Source organism: Elusimicrobiota bacterium, assembly GCA_016180815.1.
Lineage (GTDB): Bacteria > Elusimicrobiota > Elusimicrobia > JACQPE01 > JACQPE01 > JACPAN01.
On sequence record JACPAN010000005.1, the window covers coordinates 101,243 to 126,701 of the forward strand.

27 protein-coding genes are annotated in these 25,459 nt (G+C 52.6%); 17 read left to right on the forward strand and 10 right to left on the reverse strand.

The annotated features are described in order from the left end of the window. Positions 1-125: 125 nt before the first annotated feature. The 3 genes from HYT79_02165 (at position 126) to HYT79_02175 (ending at position 1,893) form a co-directional block, all read left to right on the forward strand. Entirely contained in the window at positions 126-725 is a 600-nt protein-coding gene (locus tag HYT79_02165; GenBank protein MBI2069381.1) for a hypothetical protein, read from the forward strand. Between the two features lie 165 nt (positions 726-890). After that, on the forward strand, positions 891-1,385 hold the full coding sequence (locus HYT79_02170; GenBank protein ID MBI2069382.1) for a hypothetical protein: 495 nt from the start codon (positions 891-893) through the stop codon (positions 1,383-1,385). Positions 1,386-1,479: 94 nt separating this feature from the next. Then, the gene (locus tag HYT79_02175) at positions 1,480-1,893 is read left to right on the forward strand and encodes a hypothetical protein (protein MBI2069383.1); all 414 of its coding nucleotides are present in this window, start codon (positions 1,480-1,482) and stop codon (positions 1,891-1,893) included. Positions 1,894-1,983: 90 nt separating this feature from the next. Here the strand turns inward: HYT79_02175 and HYT79_02180 are convergent, their stop codons facing one another. Beyond that, complete coding sequence (locus HYT79_02180) at positions 1,984-2,850, reverse strand: hypothetical protein (protein ID MBI2069384.1); 867 nt, start codon at positions 2,848-2,850, stop codon at positions 1,984-1,986. A gap of 169 nt (positions 2,851-3,019) precedes the next feature. Here HYT79_02180 and HYT79_02185 point away from each other — a divergent pair, with 169 nt between their 5' ends. The 5 genes from HYT79_02185 to HYT79_02205 all read left to right on the forward strand — a co-directional run bounded on the left by HYT79_02185 (position 3,020) and on the right by HYT79_02205 (position 6,453). Continuing rightward, positions 3,020-3,520 (forward strand): hypothetical protein, encoded by a 501-nt coding sequence (locus HYT79_02185; protein ID MBI2069385.1) that lies wholly within the window; start codon positions 3,020-3,022, stop codon positions 3,518-3,520. Beyond that, a complete protein-coding gene (locus tag HYT79_02190) occupies positions 3,517-4,194 on the forward strand; it encodes a hypothetical protein (protein MBI2069386.1) in 678 nt (225 codons plus the stop codon). Before HYT79_02185 ends, HYT79_02190 begins: the two co-directional genes overlap by 4 nt. A 157-nt stretch (positions 4,195-4,351) precedes the next feature. Beyond that, positions 4,352-4,741: a hypothetical protein gene (locus tag HYT79_02195; protein MBI2069387.1), complete on the forward strand. Its 390-nt coding sequence runs from the start codon at positions 4,352-4,354 to the stop codon at positions 4,739-4,741. 16 nt (positions 4,742-4,757) lie between these two features. Then, positions 4,758-5,672, forward strand: a complete 915-nt coding sequence (locus HYT79_02200; GenBank protein ID MBI2069388.1) for a hypothetical protein — start codon at positions 4,758-4,760, stop codon at positions 5,670-5,672. 157 nt (positions 5,673-5,829) lie between these two features. Continuing rightward, positions 5,830-6,453: a hypothetical protein gene (locus tag HYT79_02205; protein MBI2069389.1), complete on the forward strand. Its 624-nt coding sequence runs from the start codon at positions 5,830-5,832 to the stop codon at positions 6,451-6,453. A 32-nt stretch (positions 6,454-6,485) separates the two neighbouring features. Here the strand turns inward: HYT79_02205 and HYT79_02210 are convergent, their stop codons facing one another. Next, entirely contained in the window at positions 6,486-7,475 is a 990-nt protein-coding gene (locus HYT79_02210; GenBank protein MBI2069390.1) for a hypothetical protein, read from the reverse strand. A gap of 32 nt (positions 7,476-7,507) precedes the next feature. Here HYT79_02210 and hisC point away from each other — a divergent pair, with 32 nt between their 5' ends. From hisC to HYT79_02250, 8 genes are all read left to right on the forward strand, one after another. Continuing rightward, a complete protein-coding gene (hisC, locus tag HYT79_02215; GenBank protein MBI2069391.1) occupies positions 7,508-8,677 on the forward strand; it encodes a histidinol-phosphate transaminase in 1,170 nt (389 codons plus the stop codon). Positions 8,678-8,697: 20 nt separating this feature from the next. After that, complete coding sequence (cmk, locus tag HYT79_02220; GenBank protein ID MBI2069392.1) at positions 8,698-9,435, forward strand: (d)CMP kinase; 738 nt, start codon at positions 8,698-8,700, stop codon at positions 9,433-9,435. Continuing rightward, on the forward strand, positions 9,416-10,036 hold the full coding sequence (locus HYT79_02225) for a 1-acyl-sn-glycerol-3-phosphate acyltransferase (protein ID MBI2069393.1): 621 nt from the start codon (positions 9,416-9,418) through the stop codon (positions 10,034-10,036). The genes cmk and HYT79_02225 overlap by 20 nt, the downstream gene beginning before the upstream one ends. Further along, positions 10,023-11,279 (forward strand): 30S ribosomal protein S1, encoded by a 1,257-nt coding sequence (locus HYT79_02230; GenBank protein ID MBI2069394.1) that lies wholly within the window; start codon positions 10,023-10,025, stop codon positions 11,277-11,279. The genes HYT79_02225 and HYT79_02230 overlap by 14 nt, the downstream gene beginning before the upstream one ends. Beyond that, positions 11,266-12,297, forward strand: coding sequence for a tetratricopeptide repeat protein (locus tag HYT79_02235; GenBank protein ID MBI2069395.1), 1,032 nt, complete (start codon positions 11,266-11,268; stop codon positions 12,295-12,297). Before HYT79_02230 ends, HYT79_02235 begins: the two co-directional genes overlap by 14 nt. After that, entirely contained in the window at positions 12,298-15,156 is a 2,859-nt protein-coding gene (locus HYT79_02240) for a PD40 domain-containing protein (protein MBI2069396.1), read from the forward strand. A 9-nt stretch (positions 15,157-15,165) separates the two neighbouring features. Further along, a complete protein-coding gene (locus tag HYT79_02245) occupies positions 15,166-15,414 on the forward strand; it encodes a hypothetical protein (protein ID MBI2069397.1) in 249 nt (82 codons plus the stop codon). Between the two features lie 807 nt (positions 15,415-16,221). Then, positions 16,222-17,400, forward strand: a complete 1,179-nt coding sequence (locus HYT79_02250) for a hypothetical protein (GenBank protein MBI2069398.1) — start codon at positions 16,222-16,224, stop codon at positions 17,398-17,400. Between the two features lie 4 nt (positions 17,401-17,404). On the opposite strand, the gene HYT79_02255 is transcribed toward HYT79_02250, so the two are convergent. From HYT79_02255 to HYT79_02280, 6 genes are all read right to left on the reverse strand, one after another. Continuing rightward, the gene (locus HYT79_02255; protein MBI2069399.1) at positions 17,405-17,791 is read right to left on the reverse strand and encodes a response regulator; all 387 of its coding nucleotides are present in this window, start codon (positions 17,789-17,791) and stop codon (positions 17,405-17,407) included. Positions 17,792-17,892: 101 nt separating this feature from the next. Then, positions 17,893-18,831 (reverse strand): ferrochelatase, encoded by a 939-nt coding sequence (locus HYT79_02260; GenBank protein ID MBI2069400.1) that lies wholly within the window; start codon positions 18,829-18,831, stop codon positions 17,893-17,895. A gap of 2 nt (positions 18,832-18,833) precedes the next feature. Next, complete coding sequence (gene hemE / locus HYT79_02265) at positions 18,834-19,898, reverse strand: uroporphyrinogen decarboxylase (protein MBI2069401.1); 1,065 nt, start codon at positions 19,896-19,898, stop codon at positions 18,834-18,836. Further along, positions 19,895-20,656 carry a hypothetical protein gene (locus HYT79_02270; protein ID MBI2069402.1) on the reverse strand — a complete coding sequence of 254 codons (762 nt, stop codon included), beginning with the start codon at positions 20,654-20,656 and terminating at the stop codon, positions 19,895-19,897. The genes hemE and HYT79_02270 overlap by 4 nt, the downstream gene beginning before the upstream one ends. Further along, positions 20,653-22,125, reverse strand: a complete 1,473-nt coding sequence (locus tag HYT79_02275; protein ID MBI2069403.1) for a C40 family peptidase — start codon at positions 22,123-22,125, stop codon at positions 20,653-20,655. Before HYT79_02275 ends, HYT79_02270 begins: the two co-directional genes overlap by 4 nt. Before the next feature lie 51 nt (positions 22,126-22,176). After that, positions 22,177-22,854, reverse strand: a complete 678-nt coding sequence (locus HYT79_02280) for a hypothetical protein (protein MBI2069404.1) — start codon at positions 22,852-22,854, stop codon at positions 22,177-22,179. A 152-nt stretch (positions 22,855-23,006) separates the two neighbouring features. On the opposite strand from HYT79_02280, the gene HYT79_02285 reads away from it, so the two are divergent. Next, positions 23,007-23,915: a hypothetical protein gene (locus HYT79_02285; GenBank protein ID MBI2069405.1), complete on the forward strand. Its 909-nt coding sequence runs from the start codon at positions 23,007-23,009 to the stop codon at positions 23,913-23,915. Here the strand turns inward: HYT79_02285 and HYT79_02290 are convergent. Both HYT79_02290 and HYT79_02295 read right to left on the reverse strand, forming a co-directional pair. Further along, positions 23,912-24,607 (reverse strand): FHA domain-containing protein, encoded by a 696-nt coding sequence (locus HYT79_02290; protein MBI2069406.1) that lies wholly within the window; start codon positions 24,605-24,607, stop codon positions 23,912-23,914. The two genes, HYT79_02285 and HYT79_02290, sit on opposite strands and share 4 nt — an antisense overlap. Before the next feature lie 3 nt (positions 24,608-24,610). Then, positions 24,611-25,456: a Stp1/IreP family PP2C-type Ser/Thr phosphatase gene (locus HYT79_02295; GenBank protein ID MBI2069407.1), complete on the reverse strand. Its 846-nt coding sequence runs from the start codon at positions 25,454-25,456 to the stop codon at positions 24,611-24,613. Positions 25,457-25,459: the final 3 nt, after the last annotated feature.

The window sequence follows — 25,459 nt, forward strand, 5'->3', positions numbered from 1 at the left end:
CCTAGCTCAAGAAAGAAGTTAAATCTAGATTTAATTTTTTTCACAGGCTGACGAATCTCTCTTTATGGGACTTTTTGTCAGATAGACCCTAGGGGACCGGCGCGGCATCGTCTTTAATATTCTTGGTGAGAATTTCCTTGCTATCCATTTTTTTATTATCGGAGGTTCTTCCTTTGCGGGTTTATGGCGAAACGCCCGAACAATTGAGCTCTCAGCCCCGGTTTTTTTTCGGCGAAGCCGGAACTGGGCCGTCGATGGCCTTACCCGTGAACCCCGGTCCATCGTCTACCAGGGCCGGCGGCGTCGGGAGGGGTTCGTTTAATGCCATGTCCGTCAGCCCTGGTTCCGGCGGATCGAGTTCGGACGGCGACGGTATTGAGGAGAGACCTTGGGAGGGCGGCGGCGGTTCAGCCCACCCGTCTTTAGTTCCCGGGGTTTTGGGTTTGGGGCTTGCTACCTTGGGTATCGGGGTGCTTTTAACGAGCAAAGGTTCTGCTGGAAAGCGCTTGATCGGTTTGGGATTTTTGGGTTTGGGCCTGGCCTTCGGCGCTTTAGCCGCCGGCGCTTTTTTGTGGCCTGTTTTCTTTCAGGTGTTGGGAGCGGTTCTGATGGGCTTATCCGTTGCGCTGGCGATCAAGGGGTCGCAAGATTTGGAACGCGAAAAAAGTAAGCCACAAAAATGGAATTGCGAAAAGTATCCGGAAATGTGCGAGGAGAGCAAATAAGATGAAAAGAAGGGTATCGAGGGGTGAGCCTGGTGCGGTCGCTATGACCATGGGCCTTAGCGCCGTCGGCGGCGTGATTGGCGCCGCTATCAGCGATTGGTTGGTTGACTAAAAATAAGGAGTGGATTCAAAATGAAGAACGGATGGTCTAAAGAATTTTTGGCAATGGCGGCGGTTTTAATAGCAAGCAGCACGGCGGTTTTTGCCGGTTCACCGGCTTTAAACAGCGAGGAGGAAAAACAGGCGGCGCAGCCTCAGGTGATTATGGAAGGGAGTGAAAAACCCGACTACACGCTTGGCGTTTCCGGCAGCGATTGCGATGGAACGTTCGACAAGTGTGTTGTAGCGCCGGTTTCGCCTCTTGTTTACCCTAACAAAAGTGATCTTGAGGCGCGGGAGCAATGCAGTTTGGTTTGTGACGGCGCTCCAAAATTCACTAAAGCCGCAAGAAATTTAATTTTGGCGCCCTATGCCCTGGCAACCACGGTTTACAACACGGTTAAATGGCAAGCAAGCAAAGTCGACAACCCGCTTGCCAAAGTCGGCGTCGGTCTTTTTGGCCTTGCTGAAGGTCTTATAGTCGGCGCTTTTGTCCTTGTCGTTGCGTTGTTCTTCTCTGTTTTTGGTCTATTGGCCGGCGCTTTTACAGGAAATTGGTAGGAGGATAAAAAAATGAAGAGAATATCGTCATTATCAATCTTCGTCATCTGCATTCCGTTCCTTATCGGTAGGGCTAAAAAAGGAGACGGACCCTGTGCGCGTCAGCGGCTCTACCGGTGAAGCGATAAAATTTTTGTCCACCGACTTCAAAAATGTCAGAACAAATTTCCATGTGGTCGAAAATCCAAACACAATTCATATCCGAAGCATTCAATATGCAAGCCGAAGGGCGGATAAAGTCGGTTTTTTTGTCGGTGTTACCGCAGGCGTCGGGGGCTTTTTGTTGTCGCCTAGCGTGCTCCTTATTACCGAGTTAAAAAGTAAAGGAAGAGCCGCTTGGGTGGCGGATGAGGGCGGGATGTTTTGTTTGAATGCCGCTTTGGCCGTGGGGTTTTATTTTTTGGCGAAAGGTGTCTACAACACTTGGTTTCGTGACGGCGTTTATCAACGGGCCTATCAATACGCTCAGGACAATCCTGTTGTTACTGATCCTGACCGAAACGATTAGATGAAAAAGTAGTTGATTTCGCCCGGTTGGCTTTACCCATCCCGAAATTTTATCCATAACTTAATCGCGGCGGTTGGACGCTTTTAAAGGTTAGAAATCGAACATTTTTTTAATGCTGGCTTCGACCAAGAATAAGCCGGAGTCCGGTTTGGGTTTGAGCGTCGAATAAATATCAACACCGTACACCGCATGGCCGAGGTAAGGGATGAAATTGGCCAACTCGGATTCCGAAGCGCGCACCGTCAGCCAGCGCTGGAAAATGATTTTCGGTTTTTTATTGACCTCGATGTCCGCCGAAAACTTTTTGAGTTGAGCATAGCCGGGCACGTCCGCGCTCTGCGGCGCCGGTGAACGCGGCAAGAGGATGAATTTTCCTGTCAGCGGGCTGGAAAAGCGCCCGTCTTTGTTGCGATCGACCAGCCCGACTTGCCGCAGTTTCTCGATTGCTTTGGCGATTTGAGCTTCAGGGAATCCCAGAATCTGCTTAAGACGCTGCGTATCCCAAGGCTCGTAATCATTGACCATCACTTCATAAATCCAAAACGTCAGAGCGGAGCTTCTGATCACGTCAGCTTGCTTTTGCGTCAGGTTTACTTTTTTCACATCCACGGCCTGTTTCAACGCTTGCTGCATCGGCCCCGCGCCGGCAGGCGCGCTTGCGGATTGAAAAGCCGGCAAGAGGATAGAGTGCAAGATTTCCTTGCCCCAGAGGGATTCAAGATAAGCCAGCGTGAAATCCCTTAGCTTGCCGAGATCGGCTTTAAGCCTGAGCATCTGGGTCAGGGCGATGAGCGTTTTGGGCAGGGGGAGAGATTTGGCTTTTTCGAAATTTAAATATTGGTTGTAGCTGAACCCGAAAACCTGCCTCCCTCCGTTGGCTTTGTAAAACCGGGCCGCCGCGGTGTAGCCTTCTTCTTCCCGAAGTCGCGCGAGGCATTTAGCGAATTTGTCATTCATCGTATTTCAAGTCTAACCCCAAAAGAAAGTGAAATCATCATTTAACTTTTTTAACCGCCCACCCCATCCAGGTTTGTGGAACTTTTTACCGGTTGGACCCTAGGTGATAGACGCTTTCTCATCTTTAATATCTCTAGTGATTTGCCTAAGGAGGATAAAGATGAAACAGATGAAGCCTGTAATTTGCTTTTGCGCCGTCGTGTTTGGTTTGGCTATCTCATGCGCGCAAGCGGCGCCGGGAGCGCCGGCCGGAGGGGATGAAGAGAGGGAGGCCGCCGGCCTAGCGGCTCATTTCGGCGAAGGCAGGCAAGCCGGCTCCTCGGCAAACCCATTTAACCTTCAAGCCGCATCACTTACTGCCGGCAAAGCGTCTGGGAATATGGCGGCATTGCCCAGAACCGGTGTATTGCCCTACCCGACCTATTACGATATGAAAAATATGCGAGTGGCCGCCCTACGGGCCGATGCCAAGGAGAAACTGATCTTGTCCATTGGAAGCGCCGTGGTTGGCTTCGCGGCGATCTGTGTGGCGGCTTTCTCCAGTATACCTGGGACGGTGGCGGCTATGGTTGCCGTGTTGGGCGCTGTGGCATTGCTCTGGGGCGTAATCTTTGGCGTGACGGCCTACCGGCGTTATATAGCCGCTAATCTGATAACGAGTTGGTTATGAAAAAAATTGTTGTTTCAGCTTTGTTGATTTTGACTATCTCTCGCGCGCAAGCGGCGCCGGGAGCGCCGGCCGGGGGTGATTCTTGGGAGAAAGAATCAGCGAGTTTATCTCAGACGTTTCATGGTTTCAAAGAAGGTCCGCGGGGCGCCCAACCTGTTAGGGTGGCCAATGTTGATTATGGGGTCGAAGTCGAAATGGAAGAGCAGGCCGCGCGCGCAACCGATCCGGAAACGAAGAAACGACACCTGGAAGCCCTTCAAAGATTCCGGGCCATGAGAGGCAGGCCGCCTTTAAGCGTTCCTTGGAAAGCCGCTTATTTTAATGACCTTTATGGCTGCGGTGATTGGTGGACGAATCCTTCTGAACAAGAGAGGTTGAAGTCTTTCAATTGTTCGGTTTGGCAACCCGCGAAACCCTTGGTGAGCCCCGATGAAAACGGTGCAATGCGTGCAGGGGTATCTGCGCGAAATATCGTCTTGTCCCCTTATACCCTCGTCGCTACTGTCTATAACACCATACGGTGGCAGGTAAGAAGAGTCAGCGGCCCGCTTAAAGTTGTGACCGGGTTGTTCGGATTTCTTGAGGGAATCATTCTGGGCGTGGCGTTTATGGCGGCGGCCTTGGTAGCCGGACTTATGGGGCTAGTTATCGGCGCCTCGTCGGGCCGTTGGTAAATGCGCATGAAACTTGTGCCGAATCATTGTCCCTCCTGGACGGACGACTGGCGATATAAATGGGGATAACTAAATGAAAATAAAAATTCAAATCGCACTAATCTCAGTTTTGATTACAGGGGAATTTGCTTTATCCCATGCGGGTCAAAATGATGACTTGGCCGCAGAAGCACAAGGCCGTTTTGACGGCGCCCAAACGCCTACGGATGAGCGCATTTACACTACGCGCGAGGTGCCTTTGGAGCAGGCCTATGATTACGTGCCCTTTTGCCGGGGTCTTAAAGCCCCTGCCCCTGCCGAAGGCCCCTCTCTTCAAGAAAGAAAACAGGCAGCGGCTCGCCGCGGGGCTAGGACGGGCCGCTACGTTGGGCAAGGGGCCGGCTATATCCTGGGCTTTGCTATCCCCATGACGCTCGGTCTAACCGGAACTCTGTCAGGATTTTGGGTTTACGCCGGTGTCATGATGGGCCTTTTCGCCATCGGCCCCATTCTAGGCGCCGCCATGGGTTGGACACTCGGCCGGCTGATCGGCTACTTAAAAACTTAAAAGGAGACGGGTCATCATGCAAAAAATAACATTTTTAATTTTGTGCTCTGTTATTGGCTTTAGTTCTCCAACAGCATCCGCCGAATCAATCAAGAGGGCTCGAAACCACCCGGTTTTACGCCGCCGGCAGCCATCCCAAACGCCTCCTCTTACCCTGTATCATGCCTGCCGCGTGTATTGGCCAAGAGGCTATGTGTTTACACAACATCCTTCTTCAAATGGGTCCTACCATAATCTCTGTTTTGGAAGTCATGCGCCAAGCTTTTGGAAACGCTGGGAAAAAACAACAATGAATCTGATCATGCCGATTCAACTCTGCGCAGTAAATGACCGGTTCAAGGGCTGTCCTACATGCACCATGGTCGATGCCCACTCCATAGATTCAATGCTGCGGGAACACCTGACTTTTATGCGCACCGGTTTCCGGGAGCTAGCAGACTCTCTTGATCGTTATGTTGGCTCTGCCAAAAATGAGGGCCATTGGAATCACCGTCATTATGAAATGTTTGAGAAATTTAACAAGGCGTTTCTTTACGAAATGAGCAAGTTGAAGCTTTATCAAACGTGGGATTCTGAACTGGTTGCCAACCAATTGGCCCAGCATGCCAAATTATCCAAATCAATTGATTATGCAGTTAAAACATGTCAACTGGAATTTCCAGCGTATGACATCCGGACTCAATCTTATTCCACCAAGGTCAATGCTCAGTGCCATTCTCCCGTATCGAAGTGCCTCTATGAGCAAGCAAATGGGTCACTTTTTCAAGGTAAAGCTTCCGGCAAAAACTGTGTTATGGAACGTGCGCTTGATCTGGCCGACGAGCAACTTCAAACTGATCTTAAAAAGCTTATGGAAATGAACAACTCCGGCCAAAAAATCTTTAGTCACTTATGGCTGGAATCCGGGCCCCTGCCGGATGCCGTGCCCTAAGCGCCGAAAGAATTTTAATTTAAAACATCGACAATCTCCAAGGTTCCGAACGCATCCTCGATAGCGAAGTCGAACAAGCCGCGGATGATTGTTTGCTTGTGTTTGAGCAAGTCGTGGCTGAATCTCAAAAGCAATAGCGAAAAAAAATGCGGGGACAATGAAAAAATTAAAAACGATGGCGGTCGTTTTGAGCGGTTTTTTGTCCGGGGTGACTCCTCTTGTTGCCGATCAACAGGATTTAATAAGCGGTTGGCAGCATTTGGGGATGATTAATGACGGTGCCCGGACATCCGGCCGCGTAACGAAGAAACGTCCGGTTCCGGTGGAGAAGCAATATTTGCCGGAGTTATCTTTTTCCACGGCTTCCAGACTCCCGATGCAACGCGTTTTTATCAGCCAAAAGGCGGGCGAGATAGCTGGAGGGATTACGGTCGGCGCCGCGCTTTTGGGTATTCCTTCTTATTATCTTAGCCGGTGGTGGACGAGGGGGGCCCAGAGATTCATCGGAACTGCCGGGGTTGTTGTCGGTGGATCCGGCGGCTTGATTGGATCGGCGACACAGGGGGCAATGATGAAGAAGCATGGCCAGGGAATCAGTTTATTGGTTTCGTCGTTGGGCGCCGCCGTGGGAGTTGGGTTTGCATCCGGCTTGGCCGATATCGCATACACGCGTTCATCAACAACATTTTTTGAAACGGCAAGCTGGATGGCTTTTTCCGGCGGTGTTGCCGGCATCGCCGGCGCCGGCGCCGTTCTTCTCGTTAGATATTTTTCGAATTAAAATTTGACAATTTGCGTTTAGCGAACGGCAGGTTAGAACGCCATACTTAGGCCGACTCTAGGAAAAAATCCCAAATCGCCGAACGGGGCCAGGGCCGCGTCGATGGTGAGGCCGCCCAGGTATAAACCCAGGCCGAAGGAGAGTTTTCCCGTAAAGCTTTCCGTTTTATTTTTTGAATTGACCCCTACGCGCACGGCCAGGCCGCTTTCCGGATCTCCGCCGTCTGCCAACGGTTCGTTGTTGAAGGCGAGTTTCCACTCCATGGAGGCCGCGCCGTAAGCCGTTTGATCCACGGGCGCGATCACATCCAAGGCCAAAAAAGCCATCTCGCCCATTTTGTAGCCCATTTGCGCTTGGCCTTTCAGAGGAAGGGCGACGCTGCGGCTGCCCCATTTCACCGGCGGTCCGATATTAACGGCCGCCAGAGAGAAAGAGAGATTGGGATCGGCGAAGCGCCCGTAGGGGATATTCATGCCTAAGTTGGCGGCCATGCCTTGCCCGGAGATGCCCGGCCCGATTTTAGATTGCAGGAAGGAAAGGCCCGCGCCCCAGCGAACGGGTTGCGGTCCACCGGCCACAGTCAAGCCGACCGCCATATCCGCGGGGCGGAATTCCCCGGTTTTATTGCCTAAAACGTCATAGAGGCCCAACGAGGGCTGAAGGACTTCATGCACGGCCAAGACGATTTTTTTTGAGCCGACGGGATGGCCGTAAAGCGCATTGGCCTGGATAATGCCTTCGGGCAAAAATCCGCTGCCTAAAGCGAAGTTGCTGGCATCGGGGGCGCCCAAATAAGAAGCCGGCATTTGAAGGCCGGCCAGAGGATCGGCCTGCGATGGATTGAGCGTCTCAGCCAACGCCGCGCTTCGCGGCGAGGCGGAGAGCTTCAAGAAACTAGCCGCGGTCGTTCCTTTGGCCTTGTTGCTGAAAGCGCCTTCCGGCAGGAATCCAGCGTCTAGAAAAGACGTAAAAAAGGTGATGAGTGTGGTCAACGTGAAAATGACGAAAAACCGGGTAGTCAAAGCATAAGGATTCTAATAGAATTAAGGTAGAGATGTCAGTAACCACCGGCGTCCGCCCAGTTATTTTCGAGCTTGAATCGTACGAGCCCGGCAAGCCGCTGCCCGAATTAAAGAGAGAAATTCCTCAACTTGCCCGGCGGACCATCATCAAGCTGGCTTCCAATGAAAACCCTCTCGGCCCTTCGCCGAAAGCGCTGCGCGCGGCTCGGTCCGCGCTTAAAGAGATGCATCGCTACCCTGAGCCGACCGCTCCTGTTTTGCGCGACAAATTGGCCCGGGTGCATCGGGTAAACCCTGAGAATATTCTTGTCGCTTCGGGCGCTGATGAAGCGCTGAGGCTTGTCGTTGAAACGCTCTTGGACCCCTGCGATTCTGCCGTCATCAGCCAGTACGCTTTTTCACGCTTTCGCCAGCACGTGCGCTTGATGGGCGCCGGCGTGACCCAGGTGCCGATGAAGGATTTTCGCCACGACCTGCCGGCGATGGCCTTGAAAGCCATGGAGCTTAAAGCCAAGGTGATTTTTGTGGCTAATCCAAATAACCCGACGGGAACGTTTAATACGGAACGCGAATTAAGGGAATTTTTCGCCGCTTTGCGGCGAGGATCGCCGGCCGGTGGAGAGCCTTGGGTTGTTTTGGACGAGGCCTATCATGACTTCGCCCGCCACGCTTTTGCGTCGCAATACCCGGACACGTTGCCCGGCTTTTTTGAGGCTTACCCCAAACTCATCATCCTGAGAACGCTTTCCAAAATCGTGGGCTTGGCGGGCTTGCGGGTCGGCTATTTGGCTGGACCGGCGGAGTTTGTGCGCCTTCTCCATCGGGCCCGGCTGATTTTTAACGTCAATATGATCGGCCAAGCCGCGGCTTTGGCGGCGCTTGATGATCATGCCCATATTCAACGCACGCTGAAAACGATCAGCCAGGGCCGCCGTTTTTTAACTCAAGAGCTCGGCCGGCTCGGTTTTGACGTTGTTTCACCGAGCGCCGCCAATTTTTTGTTTGCGCGCATCCCTGCAGGCAATGCCCGCGACCTTTATCGAAGACTCCTGGAGGAAGGAGTCATTATCCGGCCCGTCGGCGAGCCGGGATTGGAAGCGTTCGTGCGCATCACCGTCGGCACGCCTGCTCAGAATAAAATTTTGATCCGGGCGTTGACGAAAGTTTTATCCGTCAAGGCAACGGCGGTTTTAAGCGGATAAAGGACCCTAAGACGGCGGCTGTGTCGACCAAAAAAACAACAACTCAAGCTGGAAATTCATTGGCGACCGTCGTGGCCATCGACGGTCCCGCGGGCGTCGGCAAATCCACGGTCGCGCGTTTGATCGCCAAGAGGCTTGATTTTTTGTTCGTCAACACCGGAGACATGTACCGGGCGTTGACTTGGCGCGCGCTGCGCGACGGCGTCAACATCAGGGATCAGCGCGCCGTTACCCGTTTTTTGAGAAAGCGCATGGATTGGCGTTTTCATGTTCACGACGGAAGTTTGAAAATCCGCTTGGACGGCAAGGAACTGGGCCGCGAACTGCGCAGCGAACGGGTTTCGCGCTTGACTCCTACCGTGGCTCAGATTCCGGCCGTGCGCCTCGTGTTGCGCCGGCTCCAGCGCGAATTGGCCTTGAAGGGCTCGGCCGTGCTCGAGGGCCGGGATACCACCACCCATGTGGCCCCGGAAGCCGGCCTGAGGATTTTTTTGGACGCGCCCGTCGAGGAGCGGGCCAAGAGGCGCTATCATCAGCTCATCGGCGATGGCAAGCGCGTCAAACTCCACGCCATTCAGGAAGCTGTGCGCATCCGGGATTTAAGGGAGCGCAAGAAAAAAATCATGCCCCGGCGCCTTTCCCCGGGCACGGTGGTTTTAGATACCACGCATTTGACTCTCCATGACGTTGCCGATAAAATCATTGAACTCTACCGACACCGAAAACAACGAAACGCGGGTGCCAGAAGAAACTCCTAAGATTTCGCGGGTCATCCACGGGGCCGCCCAAGTGATCTTCGAATCGTTGTTTTGGTTCCAATCCCGCTGGCAGGTGAGCGGGCTTGAATATGTGCCGCGTCAAGGCGGCGCCATCGTGGCCGCTAATCACAAAAGCGTTTGGGACCCGCAATTTTTAGGGACGGCCATAGCGCGCGTGCGTCCGGCTTATTTTTTGGCCAAAGCCGAACTCTTTGAAAATCCGGCGTTGGCTTATTTGATATCGAGATTGGGCGCCATGCGCTTGTACCGCCAGGGTTCGGATGTTGGAGCCTTGAAGCGCGCCATGGTTTTGTTGCGCCGGGGCGAGTTGTTGGGTCTCTTCCCAGAGGGGACCAGAAAAAGGGAAAATAAGCTGGAGCGTTTTCTGCCGGGCGTGGGCTTTTTGGCGGCTAAGACGGGGGTCCCTGTTATCCCGGCTTATATTTCGGAATTCGGCGTATTCCCAAAATTCGGCCAAAAGGTTTATGTGCGCTTCGGCGCTCCGGTCGCGCCCGACGGCGATCCGGATGAAATCGCCAAAAAAGTTTTAGATAAAGTTCGAGAATTGGCTGCTTTAGGAGGAACCCATGAGTCTGGATGAGAATAAACCGATCGAAGAAGGCGAAGAAGATTTTGCCAAGCTTTTTGAGGCGACGACTGAAACGCATGTTTCAGCAGGGTCCCGCGATATCACGGTCGGACGGGTGGTGTCCAAGCATGAAGACTATTATCTGATGGACATCGGATTGAAGCTGGAAGGGCGCTTGAAGGCCGGCGAGGTGCCCCAGGGGCTGTCTTTGGAACCGGGGGCGCTGCTGCCGGTTGTGCGTTCCGGCGCTCCTCAGGAGGGCTTCGGACCTCTTCTTTCGTTGAAATATGCCGTGCGTTCGCTTCAAGTGCAGCGGCTTCGCCGCTATCAGCAGGAAAATCAGCGTTTGGACGCCCAAATTTTCCGACGCCGGGGGGACGGGTTTTTTGTCGGGCTTGATGTCGAACCCGATGCCTCGGCAGGCCTGCCGGCCGGCATCCCGGCTAAATTGTGGAAGCTGGTGCCCTATCCGGCTGAAATGCCTTTGGCTGAATTGGATACGGATGATCCCAGGCCGATTCATCGTTGGCTGGGCCGCCGGGTCCAGGTCAAGATTCTGGATATGCGCGGCGACGGGCTGGTGCTCGTCTCGCGAAAGAAAGTCGCCATTGAAATGAAGGAAGTTTTGAGGCGTGAAACATTGACCTCGGCCAAAGAGGGCGATACCCTGACCGCCAAGATCAGGGAAATTACCCCAGAGGGTCTTAGGATGGATGTTTCGGGCGTTGAGGCCCATCTTCCACAAACCGAAGCTTCCTGGTATCCCAAAGCGGATTTAAGGCGCCGGTTCAGGGTGGGGGAAACCCTTGAGGTCAAAGTCATGAAAAAAGACGAGCAGGCCGAGCGCTTTTTGGTCAGCCGCCGCGCGGTCGAGCCTCATCCTGCGGACGCTTTGGAAGCCAAATTCCGCCGGGGATCGGTGATCGAAGGAACGGTCAGCAAGGTTCTGCCCAACGGGGGCTGCTTCGTGCGCATCGACGGGATCAAGCGCGAAGCTTTCGTGCCCGCCGGAGAGACGGTCAAAGACACGCCGCCTAAAGAAGGCACCAAGATCAAGGCCACGATTATCCGCGTTGACCGTGAAAATATCCGCGTGATTCTGTCTCCGAAGAAATTCGAGGACAAGATGATGCCGGATATGGTGCGGCAGTATTCGAAGGAAAGCCAGCCGTTTAGCTTGGGACAAATCTTGAATCCATCCGAAGAAGCCGAGGAAGGGGACACGCCGGAGGGAGGCAGCGTTGAGTCACCTTAAGCAACAGCCGTTAAGCGCTCATCAACGGTTGAGCGCATTGGCGCGTGAAAACGCGGTCTGGGCCGTGGCGATTTTTGTTTTGGGCCTGACCAGCGGAATGCTGGCCGTTTATTTGCCGGGTTTCATTCGAGCCAAGGCTACGGCCGCGTCGTTTGAGCGCTTCGCTGACCCCGGATTCTTCCCCAGGCAGACGCAGGAGTTCCCGGCGCGTGGGCAAATCGAAAAGGCGCTTGCAGAAGCGCAGAAGGCCTTGGAAACCGATCCCACCGATTTGGCGGCTTTGGCGGCCTCGGGCATCGCTTATTATGCCTTGGGCCGGGAGCATGCCGTCGAAGCCCTGAATCGTCTTGAAGCCGCCAGGGATTACGGCAGCGTCGATGGCCGCATCCCCTATTACCTGGCTGTTCTTTATGACACCGTGGGTTTGAAACCCTTTGCCGCGGGCGAATACGATCGGTATTTAAGAAATCAGCCCAATGATCCGGTCGCGATTTTGGGGGCGGCGCGCGTGCATTTCGAACTTGAGGAGTACGCTCAAAGCGCGGCTTTTTACGAGCGTTTATTGGCGCTTAAAAAATCATATCGCAACGACCCGGTCATCATTGAGAATTTGGCTCTCGCTTCGTTCAAACTGAAAGATTGGGAAAAAGCCAAATCGCTTCTAGAAGGTTTGAGGGGCCAGAATAATCATTACTCAAAAGATATTTCTTATTTTTTAGCCGAATCTCTGCGGCATTTAAGCCGCTGTCCGGAAGCATTGCCTTATTATGATGAAACGCTGGGGGTCACGTTGGATGCTTCAAAGGAAACGGCCGTTCTTGAGGGAAAATTGACTTGTCTAAAAAGCGCGCCGACTCCCGATCTTGAAAGCATCGAAGCCACGGCGCAGAAACTTCTTGATGTGGACGCCAAAAACAAGCTCGCGGGCGGGATTTTAAAGCAGATGAAGAAATCAAAAGGCCCCGGCCGGCGTTCCACCCAAGGAAGAGCGCCGAAGGCAAAGGGCCGAAACGGATAATTGCGTTTCCAATCACTAGCCCTTTTTTTTCTTATTACAGTTGCGGGTCTGTGGCCGGTTAACGAGGCCGGAGCCCAGGCCTTCGGCAAAAATCGCCTGCTGACCCGCAAATATCCCTATAAGATTTGGGAAACCGACCATTTTAAAATCCATTACTATGAAGAGAATCCGCTTCTGCTTGAAGAATGCGCGCGTTACCTTGAGGCGGCCTACGCCGATGTCACGGATCTTCTAGACGCCAAGCCCAACAAGAAGCTGCCTTTTTTCCTCTACACAAATCACAACGAATTCGAACAAACGCGCATCGTGAATATCGGCGAAGGCACCGGCGGCGTGACCGAAGCTTTTAAGGACAGGCTGCTTATCTTTAACAACGGGTCCATGGCTTGGCTCAAACACGTTATCTTCCACGAATTCACCCACGAGGTTCAGTTCGCCATCTTGAACGAGGGTTTTTGGAAATCGGCGCGGCTTTTGAAATCCATTCTTTATCCTTTGTGGCTGATGGAGGGTTCCGCTGAATATGCTTCCGGCAATATCGACACGGCCACGGACCTGATGTATGCCCGCGATGCAGCCACCAGCCAAACGTCGCCGGCTTTTTCCGTGCGCGATTTGCACAATTTTAATCATCTAAAGCCCAATCAAGTCACCAAGGCCTACAAGCAGGGCGGCACCATGATGGAATTCATTGTTGAGGAGTACGGCCGCGACAAACTGGGCAAGCTGTTTAAATCGTACCGGGAACGTTTCGATGCCGCGAGCGTTCTCATCGACGTGTTGGGCCTTGACGACGAGCGCTTCGACCGCAATTTTCGGGAGTGGCTTGAGGAAAAATACGGCGAGCCGGCCAAACGCCTCGATGAGCCTACGAAGTACGGTCCGCGCCTGACTGCTGCCGAGCCGCCGGTCCCCGTGTTTAATTGGAGCCCGGCGGCCTCTCCGGATGGAGGGCGGATTTTTTTTATCGGCATGAGGGAAGGTTACCCGGCCGTTTACGAGCTTGATTTAAAAAGCGGGAGAAAATCGGCTTTAGTCGGCAGGAATTTTCGCCAGCTCGATTGGATTGCTTTAGACAACAGAAACCTTTCCGTTTCCGCCGACGGCCGGTACCTTTATTTCATCGGCGAAAAAAACCTCAAAGATTATTTGTACCGTTATGACCGGAATTCAAAAGACCTCAAGAGGTATCAGTTTTCGGAATTTTCAGCCCTCAAAAGTCCGGCTCCGGATCCGGCTGATCCTAATCGCGTGGCGTTGGGGGGAATGGACAACGGCTTTTACGACCTTTACATCGTCGATCTTACCCGGCAAAAAATCGCCGAACGGATCACCTCCGATCCCCAGGATGACGACGATCCGGCTTTTCTTCCGGACGGCTCCGGTTTGATTTACAGCACGGAGGTCGGTATTTCATCCCAAGGGTTCCCCAATAGGGACCTGTATCTCTGGCGCAAGGATTCCGGGATCGCCGAATCGTTAACCCAGGGGCCGCACATCGAAAAGGAGCCCGCCGTTTCGCCGGACGGCAAGCGGATTCTATTCGTATCGGATGAGGACGGCACGTGGGATCTCTACGAGTTGAATCTTGAGGGGAATAAAATCACCCGGCGAACCCGCGTGATCGGCGGCGCTTTTTCTCCAAATTATTTAAACGGGGACATTCTGTTCGCCGGTTTCCGCGACGGCGAGGTTCACGCTTACAGGGGAACGTTCGACGCTCTGTCGTCCGAGGATAAAACCCAGGTCATGGCCGTCGCGCAAAAACCGGCGAAACGGATCGAAAAAGAATTACCCCAGCTCGATTACAAAGGGCCTTATCGCCCGCGCTTCGGCACGGATCTTTTTTTTCCGGCGTTTTTCTTTTCGACTCAGGGAGGGTTTTTCGCTTTCGCCTACTGGCAGGGCTCCGACATGCTCGGTTATCACAATATGGGCACGAATCTGCTGCTGAACTCCGGTTCGGGAATTCTCGATTACAGCATCGGCTACTCATTCGCCCGGTTCCGGCCCGAACTGCAATTTGTTTTTAAAGGCTCTCATTACCGTGATCCCTTCCTGGTCAGCGATAAGGGGGAAGACTTAAGGAAGAAAGAGCATCTTCAGGCCATGTTCGTCAGCTACCCCCTCGATCGGCAGCATCGCATTGAAGCGGGGACTCAATTCGTCGAGCGTTATCATACGTTCCCATCCGATCCGGTGGCCTTGACCAATCTTCAGGATTTACGCTTGATCGGGCAATTCGTGAGGGACACGACTACGGGGCCCTATTTAGTCGTGACCAAAGGCTCACGCTTGGCCTTGGGCGTGCGCCGCGCCGTGCCCATGTTTGAATTTGATTTGGATTATGTTTCGAAATTCGCGGAGTGGCATCAATTCATCCCGATCGGCAAGGATTCCGCGGTCGCCTCCCGTTTCGAATTCAACAGAAGCTACGGCCCAAGCTATGAGGTATTCCCGTTGACCGGTCAAGGCGGCGTGCGCGGCTACGCCAGGGAGCCGGATTCAGCCAAGAAAAGGGGGACATTGGTCAATAATTTGGAATTACGGTTCCCTCTGTTCCCGGACGTTAATTATCACATGTGGTATATCTTTCCTGATTTTTACATCAAAAATATTTATTTGAACCTCTTCAGCGATCAGGGCGTGCGTTGGGATGATGAAACCGAAGATTTCTGGCGCGATCGGCAAGCCCGCCGAAAGACGGATATTTTGCATTCGGCCGGTTTCGGGCTCAGGTTCAACACGTTCATTTTGGAGACATTCCCATTTTTCTTTACTTTGGAATGGGCCAAGAGAACGGCCAGCAACGGGGGAGTTTTATATGGCTCCGTCGTTCAATACTTTTTGTTTCAATGAGAGAGCAACATGAGCAAGAAGAAAGATAAAAGGGCCCAGGAAACGGTTGCGCCGGCTCAGGTTCCGCCGGCTAAGCCTCTGTGGACCTCCGGACAATGGAAGATCATAGCGGGGGGAATATTAACCGTTGCCGCAGGATTCATTGTGTTGTCTCGGGCCGACCCCGCAGGGCAGAACTGGGCGAGTCATTTGGCGCCGTTCCTGATTCTGGGAGGATATGCGGCTATCGGTTGGGCGCTTTGGGGTCGAAGAGCATAGACCATCAAACGGTTTTCTGCGCATCTGATAACCGGCTTTAATTCAGTCAGTTTCAAAAAATCCGGGTTCCCCTTTTTTTCTAATTTTTTTTCATTGGGTTTGCAGGGTTTTTTCTATTTTCTATTCTGTGATTTGTCGGCATTTTTTCGGGGTCCAGTATGGCCTTTTGGATTCTGATCAGCCTGAGCCTTTTGATTTTTGGTTGTTGAGGCGGGGGAATAGGGCCGGCTTTTGGTGGTTTTTTGCAGCCTTCTTTCCCCGTTTTTGGGACCATGAAACCAACGGTTTTTAGGCTGCTCCGAGGCTGGGTTTCAGGGGTTTTTCGAAACCCGGCTTTGATGGTTTTTTAGACCCCTATCCCGGTCTTTTCCAGGTATGGGTTTTTGTCTATTTTAAAACTTGTTTTTTGGGGTATCCGGATACCTTGAAATTCGAGTTTTGAAACCTTGCTTAATGACACCCCAGAGGACCCTTTGATGGGTTTTTTCGAACGCCCAGAATCTTTATTTTTTAATACCCGGATACCCTAAATTTCAAAACTTGTTTTTCATCTTTGCCGCATCGGTCGGCGTTATTCTAATTAAATGAGACTGCTAACTTTGAAATTCTTACAAAGCATATGAATAATGTAGGTAAATAAGCTTATTTCCAGGCATTTTTGAATATAAATTGCGATTGAGTCTAGAATGGGTTGTTAAATACGTATCCAATAATATTTAACATAATAGAAATTATGCAAAGTAATAAATATGAGCAGGGGGATGTCAAATGCTGCGTTATATTGAATCTTCCTGATATAATTCCGGCGTGATTGCTGAACACTCAGATTTGAAAAAAACAATCCTGGATATCGCCGCAAAATCTTTGCGCAGCAATATCAGAAAAGCGCAAGGACCTGACGGCCGAAGCCGGCATGTCGTGACCGCCGGCGCCAAGCAGTTTAGAACGGTCTGGGCCAGGGATTTCGGATTTACGGCCGGCGGCCTGATTAAGCTTGGCGAAACCGGTGTCGTTCGGGATACGTTGGAGGCGTTTTTAGCCTTCCAAAAACCCAGCGGTTTATTTCCGCATATCTTGGATACGCTGCCCTGGTATATCCGGGTGGCGGCCGCCAGCCTGGGCTTAAGGCTTCCTTTCGAAGGCCGTTTAAAGCCCTATTACACGAATCAGCATTTTGTTATTGCGATTGATTCGGGTCTTTTATTGACCTATGCCGCGGAGCTTTATTTAAAGGCTTCCGGCGATGTTGATTTCGCCGTTCGATATTATCCGGCATTAAAACGCGGGCTTGAATTTTATCAGGGCCTTTTAAAGGACGGATTGATCGCGCAGCCGCCTTGCGCCGATTTTCAAGACACGGTGATCGCGCGCAGGGGGCGAGTGTTTTTTACCAATCTTATTTATTGGAAAGCGTGTTTGTCGTTGTCTCGGATCGCCGCAGCAACGCGCAATTTCGATGAGGCCGAGTCGTGGAATCAGCAGGCGGCCCGGCTTAAAGAAAATGTCGAACGTTTTTTTTGGATTGAGGACGCGGGTTATTTTCGAAACACCGAAACCTCGCGGCAATTATCTTCGGACGGCAATTTGTTCGCAATTTTATGGGATTTTGTCGATGGTTCGCGGAGCAATCGAATTCTAAAAGCAATGGATCAGATGAATGTTTGGACGCCGTCGGGTCCGCGTTGCACGGTCCCCCCCTACTCTTGGCGCGAGATCGAGCCCCATGCTCTTTTTGCCGGAGTTAGCGATTACCATGACTCCATGGTTTGGATGTGGCAGTCGGCTCTGAGCGTTCAAGTCGAGCGCAAAATGGGCCGTCGAACGCAAGAAAATCGTTTGATCGAGGCCGTGCAAAAAATTCTTGAGCGCGACGCCATGGTCTGTGAAGTTTATGATCCGCTAACGTCCTTGCCTGCGCGGCGGTGGCTTTATCGTTCCGAGGGCCCGTTTTCGTGGGCTTCGGCTATGCTGCTGGAAGCGATTTAGTCTTTTATCTAAGCGGAGGGGCGGTTTTTAAAATCGTATGAACCCTGGTTGCCAGGGCCGCTGTGTTTAAGGGCTTTTGAAGAAATTCAACCACATTCGTTTCCTGCCGGATCAAATCCTGCGTTGAGTTATCGGTATAGCGGCCGGTGAACACGATGACGGGGACCCTGTTCATATCAGGCCGCTGAAGTTCGCGCAGCACTTCAAAGCCGCTCATATTGGGCAGCATTAGATCGAGAAGAATCAAATCAGGGGACGAAGACAGGACGATGCTTAACGCTTCTTTGCCGTTTTTTGCGGTTAAAATTTCGAAACCTTCCCTTGCAAGCGCGACGCGCAGCAGCTCGCAGATGGATTCTTCGTCATCGACAACAAGTATTTTTTTGCTCATCTTGCATCCAACTATATTATTTTGGCGGTTTTTTATGAAATTATCCATAAGCAGTTTGTATTTTGCGCCATCCGGCCCGAAGTGTCGAAGTTACTGAAGACTTACGCCGGTTTTTGTTTGATCGCGGCAGCTAAAGCCCCGATGAAGGTGGGCGAGGTGTTGAGGGATTCGGCCCGGACGAATTTTATTCCCAAGGATTCGGCAATTTTTTTGTAGAGAATATCATCATCGTAAAGGGTTTCCATATGGTCGGAAATAAAACCGATGGGATCCACGATGATATTTTTAACGCCGCGCTGGGCTAGTTGTTCGAGCATTTCGCGGACGTCGGGTCCCAGCCAAGGCTCCGGCGTTCGCCCCTGGCTTTGATAAGCGAAATACCAGCGTCCGGGCGGGACGCCCGCATGTTGAGCGACCAAGCGGGCCGTTTCCAGGAGTTCACCGGGGTAAGGATCTTTCCATTCCAAAATTTTTTGCGGCAGGCTGTGCGCGGAAAAAATAACCGCAACCTCCGATTTATTTTTGCTTGGAAATTTCATCAGGGCGGCCCGAAGTTTTTCCGCAAAGGCCTCGATGAGAAGAGGCTGCGTATGCCATCGTTCGATCAAGCGGATTTGAGGGCGGGGTTTCAAATTGTTGATCGCTTCATTTAATTTGCTCCGGTAAGCCTCGACGCTCAGCTTCGAGTAGTAGGGGGTCAGGCACAAGGCCGTAATTTTTTTGAAGCCTTCCTGCGCCATTTGAGCGACCGTGTCTTTGATGTAAGGGTGCCAATGGCGCATGCCGATGAAAACTTTGGCTTGAGGAAGTTTTTTCTGCAGGGCCAGAGCCTGGTCTTTAGTGATGGAGAGCAAGGGAGACTTTCCCCCCATCGCCCGATAGCGTTCTTGAACTTCATCAATCAGCTCTTGGCTGACCGGGCGGCCGCCCCTGATGTCTAAGAGATAGGGTCCGATTTCTTCAAGGGATTGGGCCGCTCCATAGGCCATCAGTAGAACGCCCGTCGTCTGTTTTTCCGTCGTTGCCGCCATTGGGGTCATGCCTAGCGCTCCTTGAAAGAAATTTTGTGAACCAGGTCGACGACCAGTTTCACATTGTCGACCGGCGTATGTTGAAGAATGCCGTGGCCTAGATTGAAAATATGCCCCGGCCGTTCATCGGCCTCGTCTAAAATCGTGCGCACGCGGCGCTCGATATATTCGTGAGGGCCGAATAAAGCGGCGGGATCGAGATTGCCTTGAACGGCGGTTTCGTAATCCAGGCGCCGCCAGGCTTCACCGAGTGAAACGCGCCAATCAACGCTGATGACGTCGGCTTGAGTTTTCTTGAGGAGTTCGATGCAGCCGCCCGTGCCTGTGCTGAAATAAATCACGGGGACGCTTTGCGCTTGAAGAGCCGCGACAATTTTTCGCACGTGGGGGAGGACGAATTCTTCATAATCGCCGGGCGCCAGGCAGCCGGCCCAGCTGTCGAAAATCTGGATGATGTCCGCGCCGGCTTGAACCTGGATCAGGCATAAATCGGTGACGGCGCGGCTGAGTTTTTCCATCAGCATGGTCCAGAGAGTCCGATCTTGGCGCATCAGATTCTTGGTTTTAAGATAGTTGTCTGAGTGTCCCCCTTCGATCAGATAACTGGCCAGGGTAAACGGCGCGCCGGCGAATCCGATCAGCGCTTTTTCCGGCGGCAAATTTTTGCGGATCAGGCGCACCGCGTCGGCTGTGAATTTCATTTCTTGCGCGGCGTCGATTTCGGGAATCCTGCGGATATCGTCTGGCTCGCGAATTGGATTATGAAAGGCCGGCCCCTCCCCTTCGGTGTATTCCAGCTTAAAGCCCATGGGTTCGGCCAACAGCAAAATGTCCGAAAATAAAATCGCGGCGTCAACGCCTAACTTGCCGACGGGATCAATCGTCACCTGCGCCGCCAATTCCGGCGTCTTGGCGATTTCCTTGATCGTCCATTTTTTCCTGACTTTGCGGTACTCTTCCATGTAGCGCCCAGCCTGGCGCATGAACCAGACGGGCGTCCGCTCTGTCTTTTGCCCGCGGCAGGCTTGAACCACTAGCGGGTTCTTCTTGATCGCCGGCGGATGCTTAATGTTCATTTGTCAGATGATTCGGGTTTTTCTGGAAACGCCCTCTTTAAATCTTTTTGATTACAAATTATAGATTTCTCAAATTCTTCCATGGATTCCAGGGTGTCGCCCGGGCCTGCCGTGTCGCTGAAGCAGTAGCGCTGAACATCGGTATGCCAGCTGACGTTATCAGATTCTTGAAAACCAAAATATTTTTTATCGTCAGGACGGAAGTGATCGAATAATCTTATCCCAAAACCCTTATATTCCCCGGAGCGGGCATAATCAAAAGAGACATAAGGGGTTTTTCTGCCGTTTTCGTCCATTCTTAAAAGTTTATTCCATTGGTCCTTGTCCCATTCGCTAACGACAAGAGTTCTGATTTTGGGCAGATTGGGCATGGTTTCAATGAAAACAGCCGTTGGTTTTCCGGTGTTGAGAAAATCGTGATAAAGAACGAACGACCTCTCGTTAAGAGCCCAGGGATAAGGCTTAATTGAACCCGGAGGACTTTCTTTGGCTTCGGGAAAAATTGCGAGGATATAATTCTTCCAATCCTCAGCCGAGCGGATGGCGCGCTCGTGCAGTTGGAGATACCTTTTTTCCCCAAATCTGGTTCTGTCGGCATTTTTCCAGTCCTCTTCGGATTTGTATAGACCCCCGCTGGGGGTGATGATCAAACCCTTTTTTGAGGACGAAAAAAGATCATGGATTTTATCTTCCACCTTTGAGCAGGAAACAAGGGCCGCCGCAAGGATCAAAAACAAAATTTTTGAATTTTTTATCATCGGCCTTCCTCCAAACCGCGCATTCTCAGAGAATCGGCAAAGTGGTGCGGTTCGGTGCGGCGAGGGCCAGTTCTTGGTTGAATTATTCTATGCCATTGGCCGTTTTGAAAAGTAAAAGTCCAAGGATTTTGTTCCTGTTGAATTGTGCAACTTATTTCATCAAACGTGACGCTCGGCGCACACTTCCCTTCAATTTCCATATCAGAAGACACGTGGTGATTGCGTCTGTATTCCCTGGTTTCCTCATAGGTGGTCAACTCTCTTCCGTCATGAGTTCTGATCCGAGGGGTACCATTGGCGTGAATAACGGTACATTCCATGGTATGAGCGCCGGTTCGTCGGCAGTCTTGGATGAATCCAATGTGGTTAATGCTGCCGGAATTTTCTCTGAAGAAAATGTCGCCCGGCTGAGGCATCTCACCATCAGCAAGTACGGCATTTAGACGGCGGGCCTCTTGGAAATAACCATCAGCGTTTCTTTTCTTACCTGTAGGCTGACGCCCAAAAAGAATCTGATAAGCGAATCCGCTGCAATCTAAACCGCCGGGAGCGCTTTTAAGAGCGCAGCCATTCCAGCCATAAGGCTGGCCACGAAAAGCTTGGGCTGATCGCACAGTTAAATCGCGGATTGCCCTGGCTCTTTCCGATGATATGCGCGCGGGTTGGCTTGCTTTCTCTATTGCTTCTTGCGTACTCGCGGTATCCGCTTTTGATCGGGAGTTTCCCCTTGGGCTAGGTGGCGGGGTAGCGGGAAGCGATTGAATCCTTGATCGCTCCATACGCTGTCTCATCTGAGCCTCTCTGGCCACGCCTTCGCTAATATTGCGGATGGTTTCCTCATCAATTCGAGGCGCGGGCTGCCCGGCGCTCCCTGATCCGGACCGGCTTCTTGCTGCCGGACGCCGGTTCGCACGATCCCCGGGAGCCGGGACCGCAGGATTGCGCAACAGCCTGTTTATTCTCTCGCGTTCCCGTTGAATTCGTTCCTCTTCGCCACGCTGCAACGCTCTGTTTCGCTCCGCGTCAAGAACATCGATTTGTTGACGCAAACTTGGTTCCAACGTCGGACGGCGCAATAAATTCGGGGATATAACCGGGGTTCTGGGAGCAAGAGAAGTTCCCGGGCCTGGGCTGGAGCCGGAATTCCTTGACGAAGGAGACGGGATGGGACCGGCAGGCGACGGGCTTGGGTTAGGTCTGGATTGACTGGATGATCCGCCGTTGACCAGATGATCGTAATACCTGGGTGAAGACGGGTGCGGGGTGCCGGTGACGCTTTCGTAATGCTGCCGGGCTCTTTGGCGGCGGGCCTCTTCCTCAGCCTGTCTTCTGGCTTCATCCCTGCGCCGTTGAGTCTCCTCCAAATTGGCTTGGTCCCTGGGCACGGGGCGGGCAGCGCCGTCATCCTGGGCAAAAATAGGCAAAGCAGACAATGAAATAATGGCCGCCCAAAGCGATATTTTTATCATGGTTATGACGGTGGGAACTATTTTAGCAATTAGATTTTTTGCTGGTTTTCGTCAGTACGGCCGGTCGTTTTGACAGACCGAGGATTGGGCTTGCTCCCAATATTGACCGTTGATGATGCCGTCGTAGCGTTCATGGGTGCGGCGTTCCTCGATCTCTTCGGCCGTAAAAATTTCGGGCATTTGTTCGGCCTGCGTTCGGGCCAAGGCCGCGGCCTGTTCGATTTCTTCGGCAGACGAAGGGTCAACGATGGCTTCGATCACATTGCCGATGCCCAGGGTCATTAAGCCGAGCATGGCATCGCGGCGTTCGCGAGGGCGTCGAGCGGCAGTTTCTCGATGGGCGACGAAGCGTTCTCGGTTGACGATTTGGTACCTGCGTTGAAAGCGTTTCCTGGTTTCAATAAGGCAGGAAGCGCGGCACCAGCGTTCACCCCAGTCGTTTTCCCTGCAGGTGCCGAGCACCGGAGTTCTGGTTTGTGTTTCTTCAAGAAGGGTTTCATCAAGCAAAACCGTGCCGTCAGGCCGCACTGGGCCCGCTGGGGTGCGGCGTTGGATCAATGTTGTGCGTGCGGCGTTGGGACGAATCCGCGGTTGATCGCCGAAGGCTTCGTTGATGCTGCGCTCCATCCGCGTATGGTCCCGGCCGCAGAGATCGCAGGCAGCGCCGGGCGGATTCCCCCAGGCGAGCATCGGGAACAAAAGAACGATACAGGCTAAAAGCCTTGTCACGATTTAATTATGGCCTGCCCTAGCCTGCGGACCTAGGGCCTTTGGTCCCGATTTTATACTAGGACTATGGTCCCTAATGGTCTGTGCTCAAAAGCACAGTGGCATTTTTCTCATTTGTCCCTTACAATTAAGCCAGTCTGGGGGTTAAGGCAATGAAGTCTTGGCTATTGGGGCAGTTCGAAAGGCTCAAGCAATTCCGGGTCTTTTTAGTCGTTTTTATGGTTTTGCACCGGCCGACTTGGGGTAATTTAAGAGTTCGGGAAATAGTCGTGACTCTATTAGCTTTGCTCGGCCTGATTCAAATCAGTTTCGGCGCCAAGCATGTTTTTCTTCGGGCCGTCAACGCCGTCTTTGTCCCGGCTCAACCCGATATCCAGATGCAGACTCAACCGCAAGAATCCATCATGAAACCTCCGGAAGCGGCGCCTTCATCGGCGAAACAGGAGGCCGTGGATTTGCCCGAGGTCCCTCCGGTTACTTCTTCTTCCGGCGATGGTGATTTGGAGCAACTGTTCCAAGGCTATGAAAAAGATGCTTTGTCTCAATTCGGGAACGAACCCGAGTCCGCGCAGAAGGAATTGCCCCTGCCGCCCACCGTTGAAGATTCCCACAACGGCCCTCAATTGCTTGGAAACGTCCGCGAGGATGTCTCTTTGTCCTTGCCTTTGGCCGATGCGCCTCAGAGGCCTGTTGCGGGCGAAACAATCGCGCTTCAGGACCGTTCCGAGTCCCGGCCGGTCGAACGGATTCATACATTTGGGTGGCACCGCAATTACACGGATATCGTGCTTTGTTTTTTAGGCACGGTCGGATTCGGCGTCGGCATCGCCAAGCTGTTGATCATGGGCAACGCTCCGTCGCTTCTTCGATTCTTGAACTGCTGCGTTTTAATGGGATTGTTTTTGCGTTCGTTGTATTGTTTTGTATCGACCAGCGTCCAATCGGATATCTTCCAGTTTATCGGCGTGGCTTTGGTTTTCATCAGCGGGATCATTATGATCAAGGGCTTCAGCTCGAGCTATGCTTTCGGCGCATCCCAGAGTTCGGCCCGGCGGTTTTAAGGTTTTTTCAAATCGAATCGAAACGTCGTTCCGCTGATTTCAATCATATCTCCTTCATGCAGCAGTTCGCGTTCCTGGACATTGGCGCCGTTTAATTTGGGGTAGCCGGGTTTCAACGCGATCAAGAAATAGCCTTCGGGGCGGCGCGCGATCATGGCCGCGACTTCCGGAGTGAACATGCCGCCTTTAACCGGGATTTGAACCTTCTCCGATTTGCCGATATAAGTGGAGAGTCCATTGAGCTCGTATTCCGGCTTGTCGACTACGCCGTTGACCACGCTTAATATGCCGGTGGTCTCGGTTTTTGCGGAGGCGGCGGCTGCCTGGGCCATTTGAGCCTGCGAGGTCTGGCTTAGGGCGACCGTGGCTTCGGGATTGGCCGCCTGAGCGCTGCCGGCGCTCGGACGGTCGTCGATGAAAACAAGCGCGTGTTTTACGATGCCGATGGCGTCGTTGTTTTTTAAGCCGGCCTTGAGGATTTTTTTCTCATTGACATACGTGCCGTTGGTGGAATTTAAATCTTCGACGAAGAAGACGTCGCTTTGAAGGTAGATTTTGCAGTGATGCCCGGAAACCGCCGGGTTATCGATGATGATATCGTTGTCGTCTTTGCGGCCCACGGTCATTGAGTCCTTGTTGACCGGGATTTCTTTTATTATTGCGGCGTTGAATTTAAGAAGGAATTTAGGCATGGCTTATGACCTCCGGCCGTCCGCCGCAGCCGGGCGTTGATTTTTAGATTTCGCAAATTTGGATTTCAGATTTTGAATAAACGAGGCTTTTTCGATCAGCGCCACGATCACGCTGACATTGTCTTTGCCGCCCGCTGCATTGGCGGCCTCAACCAACGTTTCGCTGATGGAATCGGGATTCCGGGCCGAGTCGATGATGGTTTTGATTTCTTTTTCGGAAACCATGCGCGTCAGGCCGTCGGTGCAAAGCAACAGAAAATCACCGTCCATGAGTGGGTGTTCCTCGGCGTCCGCCTCGACTGTTTCAGCCACGCCCAGGGCGCGCGAAAGCACATGTTGCAGATTCGAGGACGCGGCCTCTTCCTGGGTGATCAAACCTTGCCGCACTTGGTCCATAACTAGGGAATGATCACGGGTGATTTGCTCAAGAGTCCCGTTTCTGGCGATATAGGCGCGGCTGTCGCCGACGTGCGCCAGCGAACAGTAGCCGTCATGCAGCCAAAGGGCCGACAGCGTCGTGCCCATGCCGCGATCCTGGGCGTAACGCTTGGAGGCCTCGAAAATCGCCTGATTGGCCAGACGCACGCAGAAAGCGAGTTGGTTGGTTTGAGCGGATACATTGGGATTTGTTTTTTCCGGCACGGCTCCGGATTTGACCAAGTTTTTGAGATTTTCGGCCAGGATTTGCGTGGCCATCCTGCTGGCGACCTCGCCGGATTGATGGCCGCCCATGCCGTCGGCGACAACCAGCAGCCCTATCGATTCATCCACCAGTAGGTTGTCTTCATTGTTGGATCGAACTTTGCCCTGATCGGATTTGCTGGCGACGGTCCATTTTAATTTAGCCATGGT